The 20724-nt window shown below is 64.0% G+C and carries 22 protein-coding genes; 13 read left to right on the top strand and 9 right to left on the bottom strand.

Annotation, left to right across the window (positions count from 1 at the left end):
* Positions 1–7: 7 nt before the first annotated feature.
* Together ABIC75_RS06030 and ABIC75_RS06025 are read right to left on the bottom strand one after the other, a co-directional pair.
* Complete coding sequence (locus ABIC75_RS06030) at positions 8–688, bottom strand: methionine ABC transporter permease (protein ID WP_354012929.1); 681 nt, start codon at positions 686–688, stop codon at positions 8–10.
* Positions 685–1713 (bottom strand): methionine ABC transporter ATP-binding protein, encoded by a 1029-nt coding sequence (locus tag ABIC75_RS06025; RefSeq protein WP_354012928.1) that lies wholly within the window; start codon positions 1711–1713, stop codon positions 685–687. Before ABIC75_RS06025 ends, ABIC75_RS06030 begins: the two co-directional genes overlap by 4 nt.
* 130 nt (positions 1714–1843) lie before the next feature.
* Here ABIC75_RS06025 and ABIC75_RS06020 point away from each other — a divergent pair, with 130 nt between their 5' ends.
* The gene (locus tag ABIC75_RS06020; protein ID WP_354012927.1) at positions 1844–2329 is read left to right on the top strand and encodes a glutathione peroxidase; all 486 of its coding nucleotides are present in this window, start codon (positions 1844–1846) and stop codon (positions 2327–2329) included.
* Here ABIC75_RS06020 and dacB read toward each other — a convergent pair.
* On the bottom strand, positions 2314–3927 hold the full coding sequence (gene dacB / locus ABIC75_RS06015; protein WP_354012926.1) for a D-alanyl-D-alanine carboxypeptidase/D-alanyl-D-alanine endopeptidase: 1614 nt from the start codon (positions 3925–3927) through the stop codon (positions 2314–2316). The genes ABIC75_RS06020 and dacB overlap by 16 nt on opposite strands.
* Before the next feature lie 118 nt (positions 3928–4045).
* Here dacB and ABIC75_RS06010 point away from each other — a divergent pair, with 118 nt between their 5' ends.
* Together ABIC75_RS06010 and ABIC75_RS06005 are read left to right on the top strand one after the other, a co-directional pair.
* Complete coding sequence (locus ABIC75_RS06010) at positions 4046–4528, top strand: FKBP-type peptidyl-prolyl cis-trans isomerase (RefSeq protein WP_354012925.1); 483 nt, start codon at positions 4046–4048, stop codon at positions 4526–4528.
* A gap of 103 nt (positions 4529–4631) precedes the next feature.
* Complete coding sequence (locus tag ABIC75_RS06005; RefSeq protein WP_354012924.1) at positions 4632–5810, top strand: FAD-dependent oxidoreductase; 1179 nt, start codon at positions 4632–4634, stop codon at positions 5808–5810.
* A gap of 3 nt (positions 5811–5813) precedes the next feature.
* On the opposite strand, the gene ABIC75_RS06000 is transcribed toward ABIC75_RS06005, so the two are convergent.
* Both ABIC75_RS06000 and ABIC75_RS05995 read right to left on the bottom strand, forming a co-directional pair.
* The gene (locus ABIC75_RS06000; RefSeq protein ID WP_354012923.1) at positions 5814–6953 is read right to left on the bottom strand and encodes a phospholipase A; all 1140 of its coding nucleotides are present in this window, start codon (positions 6951–6953) and stop codon (positions 5814–5816) included.
* Between the two features lie 135 nt (positions 6954–7088).
* Positions 7089–7571 carry a hypothetical protein gene (locus tag ABIC75_RS05995; RefSeq protein WP_354012922.1) on the bottom strand — a complete coding sequence of 161 codons (483 nt, stop codon included), beginning with the start codon at positions 7569–7571 and terminating at the stop codon, positions 7089–7091.
* A 152-nt stretch (positions 7572–7723) separates the two neighbouring features.
* On the opposite strand from ABIC75_RS05995, the gene ABIC75_RS05990 reads away from it, so the two are divergent.
* Positions 7724–8998 (top strand): winged helix-turn-helix domain-containing protein, encoded by a 1275-nt coding sequence (locus ABIC75_RS05990; RefSeq protein WP_354012921.1) that lies wholly within the window; start codon positions 7724–7726, stop codon positions 8996–8998.
* A gap of 3 nt (positions 8999–9001) precedes the next feature.
* On the opposite strand, the gene ABIC75_RS05985 is transcribed toward ABIC75_RS05990, so the two are convergent.
* Positions 9002–9484, bottom strand: a complete 483-nt coding sequence (locus ABIC75_RS05985) for a hypothetical protein (RefSeq protein WP_354012920.1) — start codon at positions 9482–9484, stop codon at positions 9002–9004.
* A gap of 333 nt (positions 9485–9817) precedes the next feature.
* Between ABIC75_RS05985 and ABIC75_RS05980 the strand changes: the two genes are divergently transcribed.
* The 6 genes from ABIC75_RS05980 to ABIC75_RS05955 all read left to right on the top strand — a co-directional run bounded on the left by ABIC75_RS05980 (position 9818) and on the right by ABIC75_RS05955 (position 13924).
* Positions 9818–10027 carry a cold-shock protein gene (locus tag ABIC75_RS05980; protein WP_038616297.1) on the top strand — a complete coding sequence of 70 codons (210 nt, stop codon included), beginning with the start codon at positions 9818–9820 and terminating at the stop codon, positions 10025–10027.
* A 291-nt stretch (positions 10028–10318) separates the two neighbouring features.
* On the top strand, positions 10319–10528 hold the full coding sequence (locus ABIC75_RS05975) for a cold-shock protein (protein WP_019465668.1): 210 nt from the start codon (positions 10319–10321) through the stop codon (positions 10526–10528).
* Positions 10529–10649: 121 nt separating this feature from the next.
* Entirely contained in the window at positions 10650–11534 is an 885-nt protein-coding gene (locus ABIC75_RS05970) for an alpha/beta hydrolase family protein (RefSeq protein ID WP_354012919.1), read from the top strand.
* 64 nt (positions 11535–11598) lie between these two features.
* On the top strand, positions 11599–12657 hold the full coding sequence (locus ABIC75_RS05965; RefSeq protein WP_354012918.1) for an NADH:flavin oxidoreductase/NADH oxidase: 1059 nt from the start codon (positions 11599–11601) through the stop codon (positions 12655–12657).
* Positions 12658–12670: 13 nt separating this feature from the next.
* Positions 12671–13543, top strand: a complete 873-nt coding sequence (locus tag ABIC75_RS05960; protein WP_354012917.1) for a pirin family protein — start codon at positions 12671–12673, stop codon at positions 13541–13543.
* Between the two features lie 78 nt (positions 13544–13621).
* Positions 13622–13924 (top strand): DUF962 domain-containing protein, encoded by a 303-nt coding sequence (locus ABIC75_RS05955; RefSeq protein WP_354012916.1) that lies wholly within the window; start codon positions 13622–13624, stop codon positions 13922–13924.
* A 24-nt stretch (positions 13925–13948) separates the two neighbouring features.
* Here ABIC75_RS05955 and ABIC75_RS05950 read toward each other — a convergent pair whose 3' ends face one another.
* Positions 13949–14374: a cytochrome c gene (locus tag ABIC75_RS05950; protein WP_354012915.1), complete on the bottom strand. Its 426-nt coding sequence runs from the start codon at positions 14372–14374 to the stop codon at positions 13949–13951.
* Between the two features lie 77 nt (positions 14375–14451).
* Here ABIC75_RS05950 and ABIC75_RS05945 point away from each other — a divergent pair, with 77 nt between their 5' ends.
* Positions 14452–15300 carry a tRNA threonylcarbamoyladenosine dehydratase gene (locus ABIC75_RS05945; RefSeq protein ID WP_354012914.1) on the top strand — a complete coding sequence of 283 codons (849 nt, stop codon included), beginning with the start codon at positions 14452–14454 and terminating at the stop codon, positions 15298–15300.
* A 534-nt stretch (positions 15301–15834) separates the two neighbouring features.
* Here the strand turns inward: ABIC75_RS05945 and phbB are convergent.
* Together phbB and gluQRS are read right to left on the bottom strand one after the other, a co-directional pair.
* The gene (phbB, locus tag ABIC75_RS05940; protein ID WP_354012913.1) at positions 15835–16575 is read right to left on the bottom strand and encodes an acetoacetyl-CoA reductase; all 741 of its coding nucleotides are present in this window, start codon (positions 16573–16575) and stop codon (positions 15835–15837) included.
* Between the two features lie 155 nt (positions 16576–16730).
* Entirely contained in the window at positions 16731–17591 is an 861-nt protein-coding gene (gluQRS, locus tag ABIC75_RS05935; protein WP_354012912.1) for a tRNA glutamyl-Q(34) synthetase GluQRS, read from the bottom strand.
* A 194-nt stretch (positions 17592–17785) separates the two neighbouring features.
* Between gluQRS and htpX the strand changes: the two genes are divergently transcribed.
* Positions 17786–18685, top strand: coding sequence for a protease HtpX (gene htpX / locus ABIC75_RS05930; protein WP_354012911.1), 900 nt, complete (start codon positions 17786–17788; stop codon positions 18683–18685).
* Positions 18686–18788: 103 nt separating this feature from the next.
* On the top strand, positions 18789–20660 hold the full coding sequence (gene htpG, locus ABIC75_RS05925) for a molecular chaperone HtpG (RefSeq protein ID WP_354012910.1): 1872 nt from the start codon (positions 18789–18791) through the stop codon (positions 20658–20660).
* Positions 20661–20724 lie beyond the last annotated feature (64 nt).

Genomic DNA, 20724 nt, shown 5'->3' with positions numbered 1-20724 from the left:
AGCCGTCTCAATGCCGCGTATAACGCGCCACGATGCGGTCGCCGACCATCTGCAGCAGTTGCACCAGCACGATTAGCAACACCACCGTGACCACCATGTAGTCCGACTTGTAGCTGAGATAGCCGTAGCGATAGGCCAGATCGCCCAGGCCGCCCGCGCCAATGGCGCCACCCATGGCGGTGTAGCCCACCAGCGCAATGGCGGTGACGGTGGTGCCCGCAATCAGCCCGCCGCGTGCTTCGGGCAGCAGCACATGCCGCACGATCTGCCAGGTGCTGGCGCCCATCGCCTGGCTGGCTTCGATCACGCCGCGCTGCACTTCGCGCAACGCCGTTTCCACCAGGCGCGCGAAGAACGGCGCGGCACCGATCACCAGCGGCGGAATCGCACCGCGAATGCCGAGCTTGGTGCCGACCAATACATACGTGAGCGGCATCAGCACGATCATCAAGATGATGAAGGGAATCGAGCGCAGGATATTCACCAGCAGCGACAGCACCGCATAAAGCTTGGGCATGGCGCGCAACTGGCCCTTGCCGGTGAGATAGAGCAGCACGCCCAGCGGCAGCCCGATCACGACGGTGAGCAGCAGTGAGCCGCCCAGCATCAGCAAGGTATCGATGCAGGCATGGCCGATCTCGCTCCAGTCGTCGATGTTCGGAAAGAGGTTCTGCAGCAGGGCGCTCATGCGCGGTTCTCCGTCGACGGGGTGATTTCCTCGATTTCGATACCGGCTGCGCGCAGGCAGGTGAGTGCATCGTCCACGCGTTCGCCTTGCATGGCGAGCGTGAGCTGGCCGTAGGGCAGATCCTTGATGCGGTCGATGCGGCCAGCGAGGATGTTGAAATCGACATTGGTTTCGCGCGCCACGCGCCCGAGTGCCGGCGTCCACGTGGCATCGCCACGGAACGAAAGGCGCAGGATGCGCCCAGGCACGTGCGCAAACGGCATCTGCTCGCCCGCGGCTTCTTCCGGCAGCGCTTCATTGACGAAGCGGCGCGTGGTGGCGTGCTGCGGGTGAAGGAACACGTCGGCGACGGCGCCGCTCTCCACGATGCGGCCCGCATCGAGCACCGCCACGCGATCGCAGACACGGCGCACCACGTCCATCTCGTGCGTGATCAGCACAATGGTGAGCTTGAGCTCGCGGTTGATCTCGGCAAGCAGGTCGAGCACGGACGCCGTGGTCTGCGGATCGAGCGCGCTGGTGGCCTCGTCGCACAGCAGGATGGACGGCCGATTGGCCAGCGCGCGCGCAATGCCCACGCGCTGCTTCTGTCCGCCGGAAAGCTGCGAAGGGTATTTGTCCGCATGCGCGGTCAGGCCCACGCGGGCCAGCAGCTCATCCACCCGCTGGCGGATCGATGCGCTGTCGTGTTCGCCGGCCAGCCGCAGCGGAAACGCCACGTTCTCGGCGACGGTCTGCGAGGAGAGCAGGTTGAAATGCTGGAAGATCATGCCGATGCGCTGCCGCTCCTGGCGAAGCTGCGATTCCGTCAGCGCCGTCATATCGGTATCGCCGATCAGGATGCGTCCGCCGCTGGGACGTTCGAGCAGGTTGATCAGACGTATAAGCGTCGATTTGCCTGCACCCGAATGGCCGATGATGCCGAACACCTCGCCATCGGCAATGTCGAGGCTGAAGGGTTGCAGCGCGGGAACGTCCCGCCCGTCGACACGGTAGGACTTATGAACATCCTGGAATCTGATCACGAGATACCTTCGGAGAACCGGGGAAGCGCGGGCCTGGGCCGCTGCCGGGAGAGCCGGACGTTGGCAAGCATAAGACACCGGAAGGGTGCATGGGGCTAGACTGGCGGCCTTTCAATGAGGAATGACAGCGATGACCTCCGTCTATGACTTCTCCGCGCGCGATATCGACGGCAACGAGCGCTCGCTGGCCGAGTTTCGCGGCAAGACGCTGCTGATCGTCAACGTGGCTTCCAAGTGCGGATTCACGCCGCAGTACACGGGGCTGGAAGCATTGTGGCGTGCCGACCGCGACCAGGGCCTGGTGGTGCTGGGTTTTCCCTGCGACCAGTTCGGCCATCAGGAACCGGGCGACGAGGCGGAAATCCGCAACTTCTGTTCCACCAGCTATGACGTGAGCTTCCCGTTGTTCGCCAAGATCGACGTGAATGGCGACGGCGCACATCCGCTCTACAAGTGGCTCAAGAGCGAAGGCAAGGGCATCCTCGGCAGCGAGTCGATCAAGTGGAACTTCACCAAGTTCCTGGTCGATCGCGATGGCCAGGTGGTGAAGCGCTACGCGCCCACCGACACGCCGGAAAAGATCGGCAAGGACCTGCGCAATCAGTTGGCCGGGTGAGTTGCCACCGCGGGCGCTGAGCTTGCATTGCTGGCCGGATGCCGCGAGCCGGCCAGCAACACGGCGATCTGGTCGATGTCGCGCGTGGCGCTGGGCGTGCCTGCGGGCGGATCGTAGTTGTTGAGCATGATGGCGAATGCCAGCCGCTCGCCGTCGCCGCTGGTGACGTAACCGGCCAGGCAATGCACGAAACTCATGCTGCCGGTCTTGGCATGCACATTGTTTTCGGCAGGCGTGTTTCGCATGCGCCACTGCAGCGTGCCGTCGACGCCGGCGATGGGCAGCGCGTCCACCAGCGCCGGTCCGTAGGGTTGACTGGCGAGGAAGGCGAGCAGATGCGCCATCGCATTGGGCGTGGCCAGATTGCGCCGCGACAAGCCCGTGCCTTCTTCGATCACGCTGGCAGCGGGCGTGATGCCGATTTGCTCCAGCAGTTGGCGCATGGCGCGGATGCCCCAGCGCTCGCTGGTGATGAAGCCCATGCTGCCTTCGCGCTGTTCGATATCCGCCTGCGCCTTCACGCCGGCCAGCAACAACAGATTCTGCAGATAGAGATTCTGCGAACGCTTGAGGCCGCGTTCGAGGATCTCGCTGATGGGTGGCGACAACACCTCGGCCAACGTGCGCGGCTGCGCTGTCAGGAAGGTATTTCGGCGCGGCCAGTGCACGGTGAGCAGCTTGCCGTCGAGCTGGATGCCGTGGCGCAACAGCGCTTCCTTCAATAGCTGACCGGCAAACTGCGCGGGATCGGGCAGGGCGAGTTTGTAGTTCTGCGCAGGCGATTTGGCGGCGATGTTGCCGAACGCATAGAGCACGCCGTCGCCAGGCGCGCGATAGAGGTTCACATCGTTGTGCGTGCGCTGCGCGGTGGTCACCACCTCATTGGCCACGCTGGGTATCGCGTTGATGGGATCGAAGCGCATCTCCGCCGGCATGCCTGCACCGGGAGCGGGAGTCACCGTGACCTCGACCTGGTTCTCGCCCACGCTCAAGGCGCTGGCGGGCACGGCGAACCAGCTCTGCAGGTCGATCGCTTCCCAACCCGTGCCCATCGCAGGACTGGCGAAATAGGTCGAATCGGCGATCAGGTCGCCATGCACGCGACGCAAACCCTGCGCCGCCAATTGTTCGGCCAGTTGGTCGGCCCAATGCAACGTGGCTGCGTCGACACCGAGCGTGGGATCGCCCATGCCGTAGAGAATCAGCGGGCCGTCCAGCTTGCCGTTGCGTATCTCGCTGCCGGCCAGCACACGGGTGGGAATGCGGTAGTCAGGGCCGAATTCGCTGAGCGTCACTGCCGCCGTGAACAGCTTGGCGGTCGAGGCGGGCTGGAACAGTTGATCCGCGTGATGGCTGTACACCGTGCGGCCGCTGTTGAGCGAAATCACCGAGATGCCCCAGTCGGCGCCGGCGAAGCGCGGCTGGGTGATCAGGGCATCGATTTGCTCGGCCAGCGAGGCCGGCGCCGATGGCAATGGCGCGGGAATGCCCGGGTTTTGCGCGGCGGCGGGCACCGGTGTCGCCGTGGACAACCCCGCCAGCGCCAGCCCTAAAAGGGCGACCCCAAAGCGGCGCGGTGCGTGTTTCTCAAGAACCATGGCCAGAGTATCGCCAATCCTGGGTGCCCGCGCCTACCCGGCATCGTCACAAGGGGTCTGTTAATCTTGGAGATTCGTACCGGGTTCTGCCGGTGCCATTTCCCCATCAGAGACCATCATGCAGATCGCGAACAATTCCGTCGTTTCCTTCCATTACACGCTGACCGACGACAACGGCCAGGTCCTCGACAGCTCGCAGGGTCGCGAGCCGCTCGTGTACCTCCAGGGCGTGGGCCAGATCGTCCCGGGCCTGGAAAAGGCGATGGAAGGCCGCCAGGTCGGCGACCAGTTCAAGGTCGACGTGGCGCCGGAAGAAGGCTATGGCGTGCATCACGCCGAGCTCGTGCAGGAAGTGCCGCGCGAGGCGTTCCAGGGCGTGGAAGACATCCAGCCGGGCATGCAGTTCCAGGGCCGCGGCCCGCAGGGCGTGATCAACGTCACCGTGACCAAGATCGAGGACGGCAAGGTGCACATCGACGGCAACCATCCGCTCGCCGGCCAGACGCTGCACTTCGACGTGGAAGTGACCGACGTGCGCGCTGCCAGCGAAGAAGAGCTGTCGCACGGCCACGTGCACGGTGAAGGCGGCCACCACCACTGAGTGGTGAAGGGCAGCGTCGACGTTGACCGTCGACGCTGCTTGCAGCGCGGCATGAAGCCGCCGCAGAGATCGTGCACACTGCGCGATCAGACAAGGAGTGGTCATGCAGGGGATGTTGCGCATCGCCGTCGTGGGCTACGGCGTGGCCGGGCAGGCAAGCTGCCTGCTGCTGGGCGAGGCCGGGCATTCCCTCACTGTCTTCGAGCAGGCCGCAGCGCCTGGTCCCGTCGGCGCGGGCTTCCTGCTGCAACCGACCGGTCTTTCCGTGCTGGCTCGCCTAGGCCTTCACGAGCAGGTGCTTCTCAGCGGCCAGCGCATCGAGCGGCTGTACGGTTGCAATCTCGCCGGTCGCATGGTGATGGACATGCATTATCGCGACCACGCCGCCGATTGCTTCGGCCTTGGCATGACACGAGGCGCGCTGTTTTCGCTGTTGCATCGTGCTTACGCGAATCGTGACGCCATCGTTACCGGCACACGCATCGAACAATGTTCCGATGACGGCAAATACCTTATCGATGCCGCCGGACGACAGCACGGGCCGTTCGATCTGGTGATTGCCGCCGATGGCGCGCATTCCGCCTTGCGTCGACAAACACGTGTCGTGCGAAGCGAACAGCTTTATCCGTGGGGCGCCATGTGGTGCCTGCTGCCCGCAGCGGATTGGCCGCACGCCACGGTGCTGCATCAACGTTATGCGGGAACGCGGGAAATGATCGGCCTGATGCCGGTCGGCCGCCGCGACGATTCCGACGAGCGTTGGCTCACCTTCTTCTACAGCCTTCCGGGCGAGCAGGTGGATGCGTTCGACGAGACGGCGTTCGAGCGCCTACGCCATCGCGTAGCCGAGCTGTGGCCCGAGGCCGTGCCATGTCTTTCCAGCATTCGCTCATCCGCTCAGCTGCATCGCGCGCGTTATCGCGACGTGTTGCTGCGCTCGACCGTGGAAGGCCGTACCGTATTTGTCGGCGACGCAGCGCACGCGATGAGTCCGCAGCTGGGGCAGGGCGTGAACATGGCGCTACTCGATGCGCAGGCGCTGGCGGACGCCTTGGCATCGAGCAACGACCTGGCCGCAGCACTGGATGCGTATCGAAAAGCACGGCGCCGGCACGTCGCCATCTATCAGCGCCTCAGTCGATGGCTGACGCCGCTGTTCCAATCCGAGCGCGATGCACTGGCCACCGTGCGCGATGGCGTGTTCGGCCCGCTCGGCCGATTGCCGCTGGCGCGCGGACAGATGCTGCGCATCCTCACCGGCACCAAGAACACCTGGTGGTGAACCTCAGTACCAATCCAGCAGCGACACGCCGATGCCCAGATACGTGGCGTTGTGGTTGTAGTCGATCATGCTCTCGCCGTATCCCTTGAACAGCTCCATGTAGCCGCGCAGGTTGCCGGCCACCGGAAACGACCAGGTGAACTGCGCCGCGCCGTGGCTCTCGCTGCCAGCGCGCAACGAATGGCGCAGCATCAGGCCGAATTCCTGTCCCTGCCATTCGTGGATGATCTGCATGTCGGCACGACCCATGTAGTTGTCGATGTCCGGGTTGTTGTCGTCCGGACCGCCCTCGGGAATGCGCCACCACGGGCGAAACATCACCGTCCACGTCGGGCGTTCGAAACCGATGTAGCCCATCACGCGATTCCAGCTGCGCGACAGCGGATCGGATTGTCCGTTCGATTCGTGATCGAGGCCGATGCCGAGCAGCCGGCCGTTCCATCCGGCTAGCTGATAGTTCGTGTTGAACATCAGCATGACTTCGGGTTCGTAGTTGGTTTCGCGGAACGGGCGCGATTCCTTTTCGTTGTAGACCTGCCAGCGGGACGACTGCGTAAACGCGGCCCACACATCGCCCTCATCGCCGAACACGCCCTGCCAGAGCTTGGTCTTCAGGCTGATCTGGAACTTGCTCTCGATGTTGTCCACCTGCTGTGGCGCGGTCACCGTGTTGAGCGGATTGGGGCTGCTCGGTTGCCGGTTCTGGTTGCTGCTGGCGAAGAACGGCAACACGACGATGGGCTTGTAGCCGCGCAGATTGAAGGTGCCGAGCTTGCTTTCCGGCGAAAGCTCCCAGCGACTGTCGAGCAGCGACAGCGGTTTTACGTCCGGCGCTGCTTCTGCTGTCTCGGTACCGGCAACCTGCGCGCTGGAGTTTGTGGTTCTCGGGGTTTCATGGCCGAAGGCACTGGTCGATGGCGTAGTCGACGTGGGCACGGGTGCCTGTGCCGATGCATCGCTCTTCTTTTGCGCAGCCGGCAGGCTGTCGTGTCCGGTGGCGCGGTCGTAGCAGGCCAGTCGCTGCGCATCCGTTTCGATGGCGGTGCATGCGCGAATGTCCATCGGACTGGGATTCTGCGCATGCGCAGCGAGTGAAGGCAGGCCAAGCGTAAGCGAGACGGCTGCCAGGGTAGTGAGTCGCATGGTGAGGCTCCATCCTGGTCGGTCGCGCGATGAAAATAGGTCATGCCACTGGCCGATTGCAGTCGTGGCGACGTTCATCGCATAAAACAACGCGGGCCGCCGTTGCCGGCGACCCGCGTCCGAAGGTACAGCATCTTACTGATTGTGGCTTAACCAAGCCTCGTACTGCGCCTTGGTGACGCGTCCCGCATGACCTTTGTCGACATAGGCCCAGTCATTGGCTAGCAGCGGATACGACGATGCGTCGCTCTCCGAGATGTACTTCTTGCCATTGGCCAGTTGTTCGAAGCTCGGTGCCGGACCTGCGTTCACCGGAGGTACGCTTGAATTGATGGTGACCTGCTGACCTGCGCTGGCCGTTTGCGCCTGTGTGCCGCCCGGCGGTGGCGGAGGCGTGGGTTGCGCTGCGGGCATCACCTGTGTCGGCGGCGGAGGCGTCGCCTGCGTGGACATGCCTTGAGGCGGCGGAGGCGGAGGCGGCGGTGTCGCCGGCATCGTTTGCGCAGGCTGCGGCGGAGGTGGCGGCGTCGGCATGGTCTGTTCCTGTGCCAATACCGAACCTGCCAGCATCATGGAGCCGGCAGTAACAAGAGCGATTAGAGGTGTACGGGATTTCATCGTCGTGACTCCATGCCAGAATGCGTGGCTTGTGGACGGATGCGCGCGATGGGGCAGTGATGGAATGCGTGTCGCGCTGCATATCCTTCGCGCTGTCAAACAAGCTAACAAAACACGGCTAAATGCCGCCTCAATAAGAGCATCGTGATCACGTGAAGCCATCGTTACCGTTGTCGGTTTCTTCATCTGCGCCACACACGGCGTTGAATCGCGTGCAGGCACAGCGTCTTCATCTCGCGGCGCAAGGCTTGCTCAACAAGCCGAAGTCGCGCGCGAAACCCGCGGATGTGGTCGCTGCGGTGACACGCATGCGGCTGCTTCAGATCGACAGCATCCACGTGGTGGCGCGCAGTCCTTATCTCGTGTTGCATTCGCGCCTTGGCGACTACGATCCGCCATGGCTCGAGGATGCCTTGGACGCAGGACGCATTGCCGAATGCTGGGCGCATGAAGCGTGTTTCGTGCCTGCGGCCGATCTGGCGCTGCACCAGGCCTGGCGCATGCAGCGCGCCAGGCATTGGTCATCCAAGCATGCCGATCGCATGCATCGCGAACATCGCGATGGCATGGACACGCTGCTGGCGCGCATTCGCGACAACGGCGCGGCGCGCGCGGCGGATTTCGAAAGCGAAACACGCGGTGGCGGCGGCTGGTGGTCGTGGAAGCCGGAGAAGCGCTGGCTGGAAGCATGGTTCGCGCTTGGCGAATTGATGGTGACGCGGCGCGAGCGGTTCCAGCGCGTGTACGACCTCACGGAGCGCGTGCTGGCGAAACTCGATCCGCCGATGGACCGCAGTTTGCTCGCACTCGATCACGAAGCCTTGCGTCGCCGCTTCATTCTCGACAGCGTGCGCGCTCTGGGCATCGCGCAGGCGCGATGGATTGCCGATTACTACCGACTGAAGCCCGCCGTGACGGACAAGGAACTGGCGCCGCTGGTAGCCGATGGCGAGCTGCTGATGGCGCAGGTGGCGGACTGGAAAGTGCCCGCCTATGTGCATCGCGATCATGCCGCGTTGCTGACGCAGGCCGCATCAGGTCAACTGCGTGCCACGCACACCACGTTGCTGTCGCCGTTTGATCCGGTGGTGTGGGATCGCGCGCGCGCTGAAGCCCTGTTCGGTTTCGAATACACCATCGAGTGCTATGTGCCGGCGCCCAAGCGGCGCTACGGCTATTACGTGCTACCCATTCTTCATCGTGGGCAGCTCGTCGGCAGGCTGGATGCGAAGGCTCATCGTCGCGAAGGCATGTTCGAGGTCAAGGCACTGTTCCTCGAACCCGAGGTGGAACCGACGACGCGGCTGCTGGAAGAAGTGGCCGGCGCGATACGCGCCAGTGCGCAGTGGCATGGAACGCCCAAGGTGAAGATCGCACGCAGCCGGCCAGCGTCAGTGGCGGCTGCGTTGCGTGCCTTGTTGCGCTGACGCTCAGTGCCCGCTGGTGTTGCCTGCGGGGCTGATCGGCGCGCAGGGCTTCCCCTGCAGCGTGTCGCGCATCTGCTTGGCCAGCGCCGTGCAGCGGGCGCCCATCAACGGACGCTTGGTGGGGTCCACCGAATCCTGCAGCAGGCTGGTGCGCATCTCCTGATAACGCGACTGCAACTGGTCGGGAGAGTAGACGCCGGCCGCGGCATGGCAGGACATGTAGCTGGCCAGGTAATCGTCGCAGGACGGAATGCCCGTGCTGGTGGGCAAGGGCGAGCCGCCGGAACTGGTTACCGAACCAGTGCGCGGTTTGGCTGCCGTGGCGGTGCTGCCGGTTGCCGAGGCGCGCGTGCCCTGTTGGGTGGTGGTCGTGCCGTGGGTCGTCGCGGTCGGACGCGTCTCAGGCTTGTTGGAACATCCGGCCAGGATCACGCCACCGGCAACCAGGGCAAGAAGGGCGAGACGGTGGTGGCGACGGAACATCATGGAAGCTTCTCCTGGCGATCGGACGGGCGAGGCTGGTTCTGCCCATCAAGGGACGGGATGAAATGCGAAGACGGCGTGAAAATCAAACCCGATTGAGTAACGCCTAACGGTTATCCATTCAGCTTTAACCCGCTTGGCCTAGTCGCTTTGCGGGCTGGGAGCGGCTATGATGCGCGTACTGTGTTTGCTGGGGTCACCAGAGTTTTGTGACCCGATGCCGCTGATCTCGATCTAGCCTCATCGCCTCACCCCTAGGGTTTCCTTGCACACCAGTAAGCCGGCCTGCGCATGTCGCGCGGGCTGAGTCTGTTCAAATCCTACGGAGTGATTTACATGTCTGATCGTCAGATCGGTACCGTCAAGTGGTTCAACGATGCCAAGGGCTTCGGCTTCATCAGCCGTGACAACGGCCCGGATGTCTTCGTGCATTTCCGCGCGATCCAGGGCAACGGCTTCAAGAGCCTGCAGGAAGGCCAGAAGGTCTCCTTCAAGGTCGTGCAGGGTCAGAAGGGCCTGCAGGCCGACGAAGTGATCCCGCAGTAAGTAATAAGCGTTTTCAAACGCTGAAGAAAAAGCCAGGCAGCAATGCCTGGCTTTTTTGTTTTTATTCGCAAATGTCGTTGAAATGTGAAAATCATTACTTTGATTAAAGCCATTCACTTGCATTAAAGAAATCCGTTATGCTGGATTCACTGTCGTTGCTCGGTCACGTGCGTGCCCGATGCGCGACCCGAAAGGGTCCACATCGCTACACCCCCGATCCTGCATGCGCAGTAAGCCGTCGGCCAAAGGGGAGGCTGACTTGTCTCAGCATCGAGTTGATCGGAGTGAGTCATGTCGGATCGTGAAGTTGGCACAGTCAAATGGTTCAACGACGCCAAGGGCTTTGGTTTCATCAGCCGCGAAAGTGGCCCGGATGTGTTTGTGCATTTTCGGGCAATCAGCGGCTCGGGTTTCCGCAGCCTGAAAGAGGGGCAAAAGGTGAGCTTCAAGGTGGTGCAGGGGCAGAAGGGTCTGCAAGCCGATGAAGTGGCGCCCGCCTGAGTTCATCAGGGAATTCACTGCATGAAGAAAAGGCCGGCGCAAGCCGGCCTTTTCTTTCCCGGCTTTTTACTCGCGGGTGAATTCGCTAGCCTTCCTGGCTTCCCTGCGACGTGTATCGAGAATGTCCGCTTCCACTTCCGTTCCCGTCACCGTTCCTTCCTGCGACGTGTTGCCGGTAATGGCGGCCGATGGCGCGCGATTCGAACTGCTGCTGCAAAGGCCTGCGACCGAGGCAACCCAGGTGATTTATTGGTTGCCTGCGCTGGGCGTTGCGGCCAAGCATTATCTGCCGTTGGCGCAAGCGCTTGCGGAACGGGGTATCGCGGTGGCCATCCACGAATGGCGTGGCATTGGCTCCAGCGACAAACGCGCCGGTCGACACGAGGACTGGGGCTATCGCCAATTGCTGGAAGACGACGTGCCGGCTGGCATCGCGGCCTTGCGTGCCTCCCTGCCACGCGGCCGCCTGGCGCTGGGTGGCCACAGCCTGGGCGGGCAGATCGGGGCCATCTACGCCAGCCTGCATCCGTGCGATGTGGTGGGTCTCCTGGTGGTCGCGAGCGGCGCGCCGTATTGGCGCCAATACCCTCAAGGCCGCCTGCTCTGGTTGGCGTATGCACTGGCTCCGTGGCTGGCGCGCCTTTGCGGCCATTTGCCGGGACGCCGCATCGGCTTTGGCGGCAACGAGGCGCGGCAGCTGATCGACGACTGGGCCCGCACCGGCCGCACGGGTCGATACGCGGCGGCGGGCATGGCCGTCGATTTCGAGGCGTTGCTCGGCGAGCTGGAGCTGCCGATCCTCGGCTTGCGCATGCACGACGACTGGCTGGTGCCGCCGGCGTCGCTGTCATGGCTGCTCGGGAAAATGCCGCGCAGCCCAAACCGGCAGCAGGTGATGACAGCCGGCGAGCTTGGCCTCGACAAGGCCGACCACTTTGGCTGGATGAAGCTGCCCTCGGCGGTGGCGGCACGCATGGCGGACTGGTTCGACGAACGACCACCCTGAACAGGTACTTGAACCTGATGCGCGGCGTCGGCATGTGTTGCTGATATTTCCCCAAGGCGGTCCGATGAAACTCTTTACCCCCTTCAGCCTGCGCAGCGTGTCCTTGCGCAACCGCATCGTCATTGCGCCGATGTGCGAATACTCCGCCACCGACGGCCTGCCCAACGACTGGCATTTCGTCCATCTCGGCAGCCGCGCGGTGGGCGGCGCCGGACTGCTGATCACCGAGGCCACGGCGATTTCGCCCGAGGGCCGCATTTCAGCCGGCGACGTGGGCCTCTGGAACGAAGCTCAGCAAAAGGCGTGGCAGCCGATCATCGCCTTCATCAAGGCGCAGGGCGCCGCCGCTGGCGTGCAACTGGCCCACGCGGGTCGCAAGGCGAGCGTGACGCGTCCGTGGGAGGGCGGCGGCCCGTTGGCCGCCGATGCAGGTGCCTGGCAAACCGTGGCGCCGTCGGCGCTGCCGTTCGACACGGATTGGCACGTGCCGCAGGCGCTGGACCGCCAGGGCATCGCCAAGGTGATTGCCGATTTCCGCGCCGCGGCCGAGCGCGCACTCGCGACCGGCTTCCAGCTGATCGAGCTGCACGGCGCACATGGCTATCTGCTGCACCAATTCCTCTCGCCGCTGAGCAATCAGCGCACCGACGAATACGGCGGCAGTTTCGAAAACCGCACACGACTGGTGCGCGAAGTGATCACCGCCGTGCGCGAAGTGTGGCCCGAGCATCTGCCGCTCTGGCTGCGCGTTTCGGCCACGGACTGGAGCGACGGCGGCTGGGATATCGAGCAGACCGTGCAACTCGCGCGTGAGGTGAAGTCGATGGGCGTGGACCTGGTCGACGTCTCCAGTGGCGGCTTGATTCCGCACGTGAAGATCCCGCTCTCGCCGGGCTACCAGGTACCGTTTGCCGCGCGCGTGCGTCATGACGCCGGCATTGCCACGGGCGCCGTGGGCCTCATCACCGAATCCACACATGCGGCGCGCATCATCGACGAAGGCGCGGCCGACGTAGTGCTGATTGCGCGCGAAAGCCTGCGTGATCCGTACTTCCCGCGCCGTGCCGCGCAGGAACTTGGCGTGACGATCACCGCGCCAGAGCAATACCAGCGCGCCTGGTAACCGAGGAGAGATGATGGAACAGCAACCGATTTTGATCGAAGGACGCGTGCACGACCTGGGCGATGGCTTCAATGTGCGTCGCCTGCTGCCGGTGCTGCAGGCGCGCCACGTGGGACCGTTCGTGTTCTTCGATTACATGGGGCCGGTGACGTTCCTCGACGACAAGGGCATGGACGTGCGGCCGCATCCACACATCGGCCTGGCCACGGTGACGTGGCTGTTCGATGGCGTGATCCGTCATCGCGACAGCCTCGGCAGCATTGCCGATATCCGCGCTGGCGAAGTGAACTGGATGACGGCCGGTCGCGGCATCGTGCATTCGGAGCGCACGCCGCCGGAAGCGCGCGGTGGCGGCCTGCGCACGCATGGCATCCAGGTGTGGGTGGCGTTGCCGCAGAAGGATGCCGAGGTCGAGCCGGAATTCCACCATCACGGTGCTGACGAGCTGCCGCGCGTCTCGTTGCCTGGCGTGGACCTGGTGCTGATCGCCGGCACCGGCTATGGCAAGGAATCGCCGGTGAAAGTGTTTGCGCCGATGTTCTTCATCGACGCCACGCTGGAAGCCGGCGCCGAGCTGCCCTGGCCGGAAGATCACGTGGAGCGCGGCGTGTGCGTGGTGGATGGCGAAGTGGAATGGGATGGCGTCACCGTGGTGCCCATGCACGCGGCGGTGCAGACCGGCCCGCAGTCGCCGCCGTTGCGTGCGCGCAGCAAGAGTCGCGTGATGCTGTTCGGCGGTGCGCCTTTGGATGGCGAGCGCCACCTGTGGTGGAACTTCGTGGCCAGCACGCGCGAGCGCATCGAGCAGGCCAAGGCGGATTGGGCAGCGCAGCGCATGGGCAAGGTGGTGGGCGATGAAGAGGAGTACATCCCGCTGCCGGCGTGAGGCCCTGCATGCTGCATGCGCTCATGCAACGGCCGGCACGGCGAATTACGCTGTGCGCAGGCCAACAGGGTGACGCGCATGTCCGGCTACAGCAGTTTTCGTGAGTTCTATCCGTTCTATCTCAACGAGCACAGCGATGTGCAGTGCCGGCGCATGCACTTCGCCGGCAGCACGCTGGTGTTGGCGGTGATCGTGCTGGCCATCGTCAGCGGCAACGCATGGTGGTTGCTGCTGGCGCCCGTGGCCGGTTATGGCTTTGCCTGGATCGGGCACTTCGTGTTCGAGAAGAACCGACCCGCCACGTTCACCCATCCGCTGTACAGCCTGATGGGTGACTGGGTGATGTACTGGCAGATCCTGCGCGGCAAGGTGAAGATCTAGGTCTTCGCCTTTCGTCGCGGCATCTCAGCGGTATTGTTGGTGGCAGGACTGGCAGGTTTCGCCGATCGGCTTGATGGCCGCCGCCAGCGCGGCGCAATCCGCGGGCGCGGCCTGCAGTGCCGCCTGGGTCTTGTCGTGCAGCTTGGTGATCTCGTCTTGGAACGGTTGATCGACGCCCGGGAAGGCCTCACTTAGATCCGCCTGGGTTTCCAGAAGACGCGAAAGATGCTGCCGGGACTGCACGGCATCGCATTTTTGCGCCTTTACGGCGGCACTGAGTGCGCCGGCGTGATGCGACATCGACGTCATTACGGTGTGCGAGAACGGTTCGCGGTCGTGCAGCGCATTCATGGCAAACACGGTGCCGACGATGCCGATGACCAGACCGAGCACGATCAGTAGAGCGGAACGCATGCCGTGGAACTCCCTGTGGATGCAGCGGAACGCCAAGCATAGCGGGCCGTCTGCAGCGGCGGACAGATCCCGATAAAATGCCCCGTCTTCAAGGTGTTGTTATGGCCTCAACGATGCAAACCGAAAACGCCACCACGGTGGAAGAACCCATCGCGCTGCCCGCCGACGAGGCTGGCCCTGCCTTTCCGCGTGAACGTTTCGCTGGCGTGGAGCGCCTCTATGGCGTCGGCAGTCTCGACCGGCTGATGCAGAGTCACGTCTGCGTGATCGGCATCGGCGGCGTGGGCTCGTGGGCTGCCGAAGCGCTGGCGCGCACTGGCGTGGGTCATCTCACCCTGATCGATGCCGACGAGATCTGCGTGTCGAACACCAATCGGCAGCTGCATGCGCTGGATGGCCAGTTCGGCAAGTCCAAGGTGAAAGTGATCGAAGAGCGCCTGCGTGCGATCAATCCTGCCATCAGGATCGACGCGATCGAGCGTTTCCTCACCACGTCGACGCTGGATGAATTGCTCGACCGCGGTTACGACGTGGTGCTCGATGCCTGCGACGCGTTCCGCGTGAAGCTGGAAGCCATCGCCTGGTGCCGCCGCCGCAAGCTGCCGATGGTAACGGTGGGCTCGGCGGGCGGCCGCACGGATCCCACGCAGATCCGCGTGCGCGATCTCTCGCGCACCGAACACGATGCGATGTTCAGCCTGATCCGCAAGAAGCTCCGGCAGGATTTCCATTTCCCCAAGAACCCGGATCGCTATTTCGGCGTGTCGGCGGTGTATTCGCTGCAGAACGTGCAGTATCCGCAGCCGGATGGCACGGTGTGCGGCACGCGTCCGCCGGTGGCTGATGGTGTTGAAGCGTTGAACCTTGCGTGCGGTGGTGGGTTGGGTGCTGCGACGCATGTCACGGGGGCGTTTGCGTTTGCGGCGGTGGGGAGGGTGATGGAGAGGTTGCTGGGGAGCTGAGGTTTTTCTTCGCTCGCGACACCTAGCTCGTCATCCCGGCGAAGGCCGGAGGCGCTTTACAACAGCCGAAGGCTGGTCATCTAGCGCCTCGGTTTTAGGTTGTCGCGATACCTTTGGTCGCGCTTTTGAGGCGCTTCCGCGATCGGGCCGCCTGCGCGGCGGGCGTTTCGATCGGCTGCCGCCGCTCGAGTCACTTTTCTTTTGCTGGCCCAAAAGAAAAGTAACCCAAAGAAAATGGCCTTAAGAGCTCACACTGACTGCGGAATACGAGCTTGGGGGATTTGGAGTTCGGATGGCCACGATCTCCTTAATCCGTGGTATGGCTACATCGCGAGTAAGGTGGTGCTGAGGATTTAAAGCGGGGCTCGTTTCGCATCGCGCGGAGTACTGCACGTTGCCCTCTCCCCGACGGGGACGGCGCCGCGTGGTGAGGGGCGGCTGTTCGTGGCAGGACTTCGCCGAGCGAGCCTGGGCGCATCCAACCCTCTCTCCGCGTTGATCTTCCAGCTTTCAAACGGAGAGAGGGCGTGGGGCTTACCAACCCATGTAGTGGCCACCGTTGATGGACAGGTTGGCGCCCGTGATCCAGCCGGCTTCCTCGCCAGTCAAAAACGCCACGGCGTGGGCGATTTCCTCGGGGCGGCCGAGGCGGCCCACGGGAATCTGCGCGACGATTTTTTCGCGCACGTCTTCGGGCACGGCCATCACCATGTCGGTGCCCACGTAACCCGGGGACACCGTGTTCACCGTGATGCCGAACTTGGCGTTTTCCTGCGCCAGCGAGATGGTGAAGCCATGCATGCCGGCCTTGGCGGCGGCGTAGTTGGCCTGGCCATACTGGCCCTTCTGGCCGTTGATGGAGCTGATCTGCACGATGCGGCCCCACTTGTGCTGGCGCATGCCTTCAATCACCGGGCGGGTGACGTTGAAGCAGGCGTTGAGGTTGGTGTTCACCACTTCCATCCACTGCGGATAAGTCATCTTGTGGAAGGTGGTGTCGCGGGTGATGCCGGCGTTGTTGACGAGGATTTCCACCGGGCCCATCGCGCCTTCGATGATGCGCACCATGGCTTCGCAGGAATCGGGGTCCTTCACGTCGCCCGGTACCAGCATCACCTCGATGCCTTCCTTCGCCATCATTTCCTTCATCGCTTCCGCTTTGGCCTGGTCACGGTAGTTGGTGGCGACCCGATGTCCCTGGCGCCCGAGGTAGCGAATGATCGCCGTACCGATACCACCCGTGCCGCCAGTGACCAATGCCGTGCGTTGCGTCATGCCTGTTCTCCAAAGATGCGAGTGACCAATCCACCCCGATCGTGCAACCGGGATGCCGCCATGTCTACCACGCGCAACATGGCAAAACGTCTACGCAGGGTACGCCGTCTTGCGCCTCCATGTGGCGGGTGGCGGATGATTGCGTTGAGGGCCGTTTAGGCTGCCGCACGTTCGCCGCAGTGCGGGAGCCGTTCCGGCGCGAAATGCACAAGGGCATGCGCAAGCAGTCCGGCAGGATCGCGCGCCGTGGTCGAAGCGGGCAGGTCGAGGAAATCCAGCGCGCGGCGCAGCGCGGGCAGCGGATCGGTCGGGTCCACCGGATGGGCGCGCTCGGACTTGGACAGCTTGCGGCCGTCGCCATCGAGCGCCAGTGGCAAGTGGAGGTAAGCGGGCGTGGGCAGGCCCAGGCAGCGCTGCAGGAAAATCTGGCGTGGCGTGGAATCGAGCAGGTCGTTGCCGCGAACCACCTGGGTGATGCCCTGAAACGCGTCGTCCACCACGCAGCCCAGCTGATAGGCGTAGTAGCCCTCGACGCGGCGTATCACGAAATCCCCGGCGGCCAGCCGCAGGTTCTGGGTCTGCGGGCCCTGCAACGCGTCGGTGAAGGCGATATCGATGTCCGGCACGCGCAGGCGCCACGCGGGTTCGCGTCCATCGAGCGGGGGCGCCAGGCAGCGGCCGTCCAGATGGAGCCCGCCGGCCAGGTCGTTGCGGCTGCACCAGCAGGGAAAGACCAGGTCGGCGGCCTTGAGCTGCGCGAACGCCGCGTCATACGCCGCCTGGCGCTGGGACTGGAACAGCGCGGGTGCGTCGGCCACTAGACCGAACGCGGGCAGGGCGGCCAGGATGCTTTCGGCGGAGCCCGGCATTTCGCGGGGCGGGTCGATGTCTTCCACCCGCAACAGCCACGCGCCGCCTGCATGCCGGGCGCACAGCCAGCTGCCCACGGCCGCCACGAGGGAACCGAAATGGAGATGGCCGGTCGGAGAAGGGGCGAATCGTCCGCGGTAGTTCATCGGGCCATTTTACGGGTGCGGCGGCGCTGTGCAGGAGCGGTCCGGAAAACGGAAACGCCAGCTGACGGGTTGTTGAAACCAGGGGGCGTCACTGAAGATTCCCGGCTCATGGCCCTTGAAACCGCAAGATTTCGCCACGATCCTTTCACAGCGGCTGTAGCCGCATCCCTTTCATGACTGCCCGAGAGACAGCCATGCGTCGCATCGCATTGTTCCTGCTTACCAATATCGCCGTCCTGTTCCTGCTGAGCATCGTCTGCCATCTGTTTGGCATCGATCAGTGGAGCGCCGCCCGTGGTTACGGCGGCATGGGCAACCTGCTGGCCTACGCGGCCGTGATCGGCATGGGTGGCGCCTTCATCTCGCTGGCCATGTCCAAGTGGACGGCGAAGATGTCCACCGGCGCCCGCGTGATCGACCAGCCCCAGAACGAAGCCGAGCGTTGGCTGGTGGAGACCGTCCACCGCCATGCCCAGAACGCCGGCATTGGCATGCCCGAGGTGGCCATCTACGACGCGCCCGAAATGAACGCGTTCGCCACCGGCATGACCCGCAACAGCTCGCTGGTGGCGGTGAGCACCGGCCTGCTGCAACAGATGGATCGCGAGCAGGTCTCCGCCGTGCTGGGCCACGAAATCGGCCACGTCGCCAATGGCGACATGGTCACGCTCACGCTTATCCAGGGCGTGCTCAACACGCTGGTGATCCTGGCCGCGCGCGTGGTCGGCCGGCTGGTGGACAGCTGGCTCTCCGGCGGTCGCGACCGCGATGGCGGTGGCGGCATCGGCTACTTCGTCTCGGTGATGGTGCTGCAGCTGATCTTTGGCCTGTTCGCCTCGATGATCGTGATGGCCTTCTCGCGCTGGCGCGAATTCCGCGCCGACGCGGCCGGCGCCAAGCTGGCGGGCCGCGGTTCGATGATCTCGGCCCTGCAACGCCTCCAGGTGCAGCACGGCGAGAGCACGCTGCCGCAGACGATTGCCGCGTTCGGCATCTCCGGCCACCTGGCCACCGGCTTCAAACGGCTCTTCATGAGCCACCCGCCGCTGGAAGAGCGCATTGCCGCCCTGCAGAACGCCTCGGCCAACGCCTGATCTTCACCCGCTCTCCGACCGGGAGCGGGCATCATAGGGGGCCGATCCGTCGGCCCCTTCGCTTGTCACTCCTTCGACCGACCTTTTGCATGAGTCTTTCCGCATGACGAACACCGCGCCCGAAACCCGCAAATTCGAAGCCGAAGTCGCCCAGGTGCTGCACCTGGTCACGCATTCGCTCTACTCGCACAAGGAAATCTTCCTGCGCGAGCTGATCTCCAACGCCTCCGACGCCTGCGACAAGCTGCGCTTCGAGTCCATTGCCAACCCCGACCTGCTGTCCGGCGATGGCGAGCTGCAGATCGACGTGAGCTGGGACCCGCAGGCGCGCACCGTCACCGTGCGCGACAACGGCATCGGCATGAGCCGCGATGAAGTGGTCGCCAACATCGGCACCATCGCCAGCTCCGGCACGCGCCGCTTCCTGGAAGCGATGAGCGCGGAACAGAAGACCGACGCGCGCCTGATCGGCCAGTTCGGCGTGGGCTTCTACTCGGCCTTCGTGGTCGCCGACCGCGTCACCGTGCTCAGCCGCCGCGCCGACCTGCCGGTGGGCGAGGGCGTGAAATGGGAGAGCGACGGCAAGGGCGAATACAGCCTCGCCCAGGTCGACCTGCCCGAACGCGGCACGGCGGTGATCCTGCACCTGAAGGCCGACGAAGACGAATTCCTCAAGGGCTGGGAACTGCGCTCGCTGATCCGGAAGTACTCCGATCACGTGGCCTTCCCGATCCGCTGCCCGAAGGAAGAAGACGGCAAGCCGACCGGCGAATGGGAAACCGTCAACGACGCCTCGGCGTTGTGGACCAAACCGCGCAACGAGATTTCCGACGAGGACTACCAGAGCTTCTACAAGTCGCTCGGCCACGACTTCAATGACGCACTGGCGTGGACGCACAACCGCGTCGAAGGCAGCCAGAGTTTCACCACGCTGCTGTACATCCCCGAGCAGCCGCCGTTCGATTTGATGATGGGCGGTCGCGACGAGCGCAAGGGTCTGAAGCTCTACATCAAGCGCGTCTTCATCATGGACGCGGCCGAGGAACTGCTGCCCAACTACCTGCGCTTCGTGCGCGGCGTAGTGGATGCGGACGACCTGCCGCTCAACGTGAGCCGCGAGATCCTCCAGCACAACCGCCAGTTGGAGCGCATCCGCGCCGCCTGCGTGAAGCGCGTGCTCGATCTGCTGGAAAGGCTGTCGCGCGATGAGCCGGAGAAGTTCGCGACCTTCTACAAGGCCTTCGGCAACACGTTGAAGGAAGGCATTGCGGAAGATCCGGCCAATCGCGAGCGCATCGCCAAGCTGCTGCGCTTTGCCTCCACGAAGGGCGATGGCGCTGCGCAGACCGTGTCGCTGGATGATTACATCGGCCGCATGGCCATCGGTCAGGACACCATCTGGTTCATCACCGCTGACAGCTACACCGCGGCCGTCGGCAGCCCGCAGCTGGAAGCGTTCAAGGCCAAGGGCATCGAAGTGCTGCTGATGTCCGACCGCATCGACGAGTGGATGCTCAACAGCCTCACCGAATACAACGGCAAGAAGCTCCGCAACGTGGCCAAGGGCGAACTGCCGCTGGACGAGGCGGACAAGAAGCAGCAGGAAGAGGCGAGCAAGGCGGCCGAACCGCTGGTGCACAAGCTCAAGGAACTGCTGGGCGATCGCGTGGGCGACGTGCGCGTGTCGGCGCGTCTGACCGATTCGCCGTCGTGCCTGGCGCTGTCGGACTATGAGATGGCGCCGCATCTCGCACGTCTGCTGCGCGAGGCAGGCCATGATGTGCCCGCGGCCAAGCCGACGCTGGAAGTGAATCCGCAGCATCCGCTGCTCAAGCGGGTGGAAAACGAGAGCGACCCGGGCAGGTCCGCCGACCTGGCCAATCTCCTGCTCGATCAGGCGGAGATCGCTGCGGGTGCGCAGTTGCCGGACCCTGCCGCATTCGTGCAGCGATTGAATCGTTTGATCGCGGGCTAACGCTCGTCATGCCGGCGCAGGCCGGAATGCCCTCGAAAAGAAGGGACGAAATACGGCGGGCAGC

Source organism: Dyella japonica (assembly GCF_040545895.1).
In the GTDB taxonomy this organism is placed as follows: Bacteria; Pseudomonadota; Gammaproteobacteria; order Xanthomonadales; family Rhodanobacteraceae; genus Dyella; species Dyella japonica_D.
This window is presented reverse-complemented; position numbering and strand designations above follow the sequence as displayed.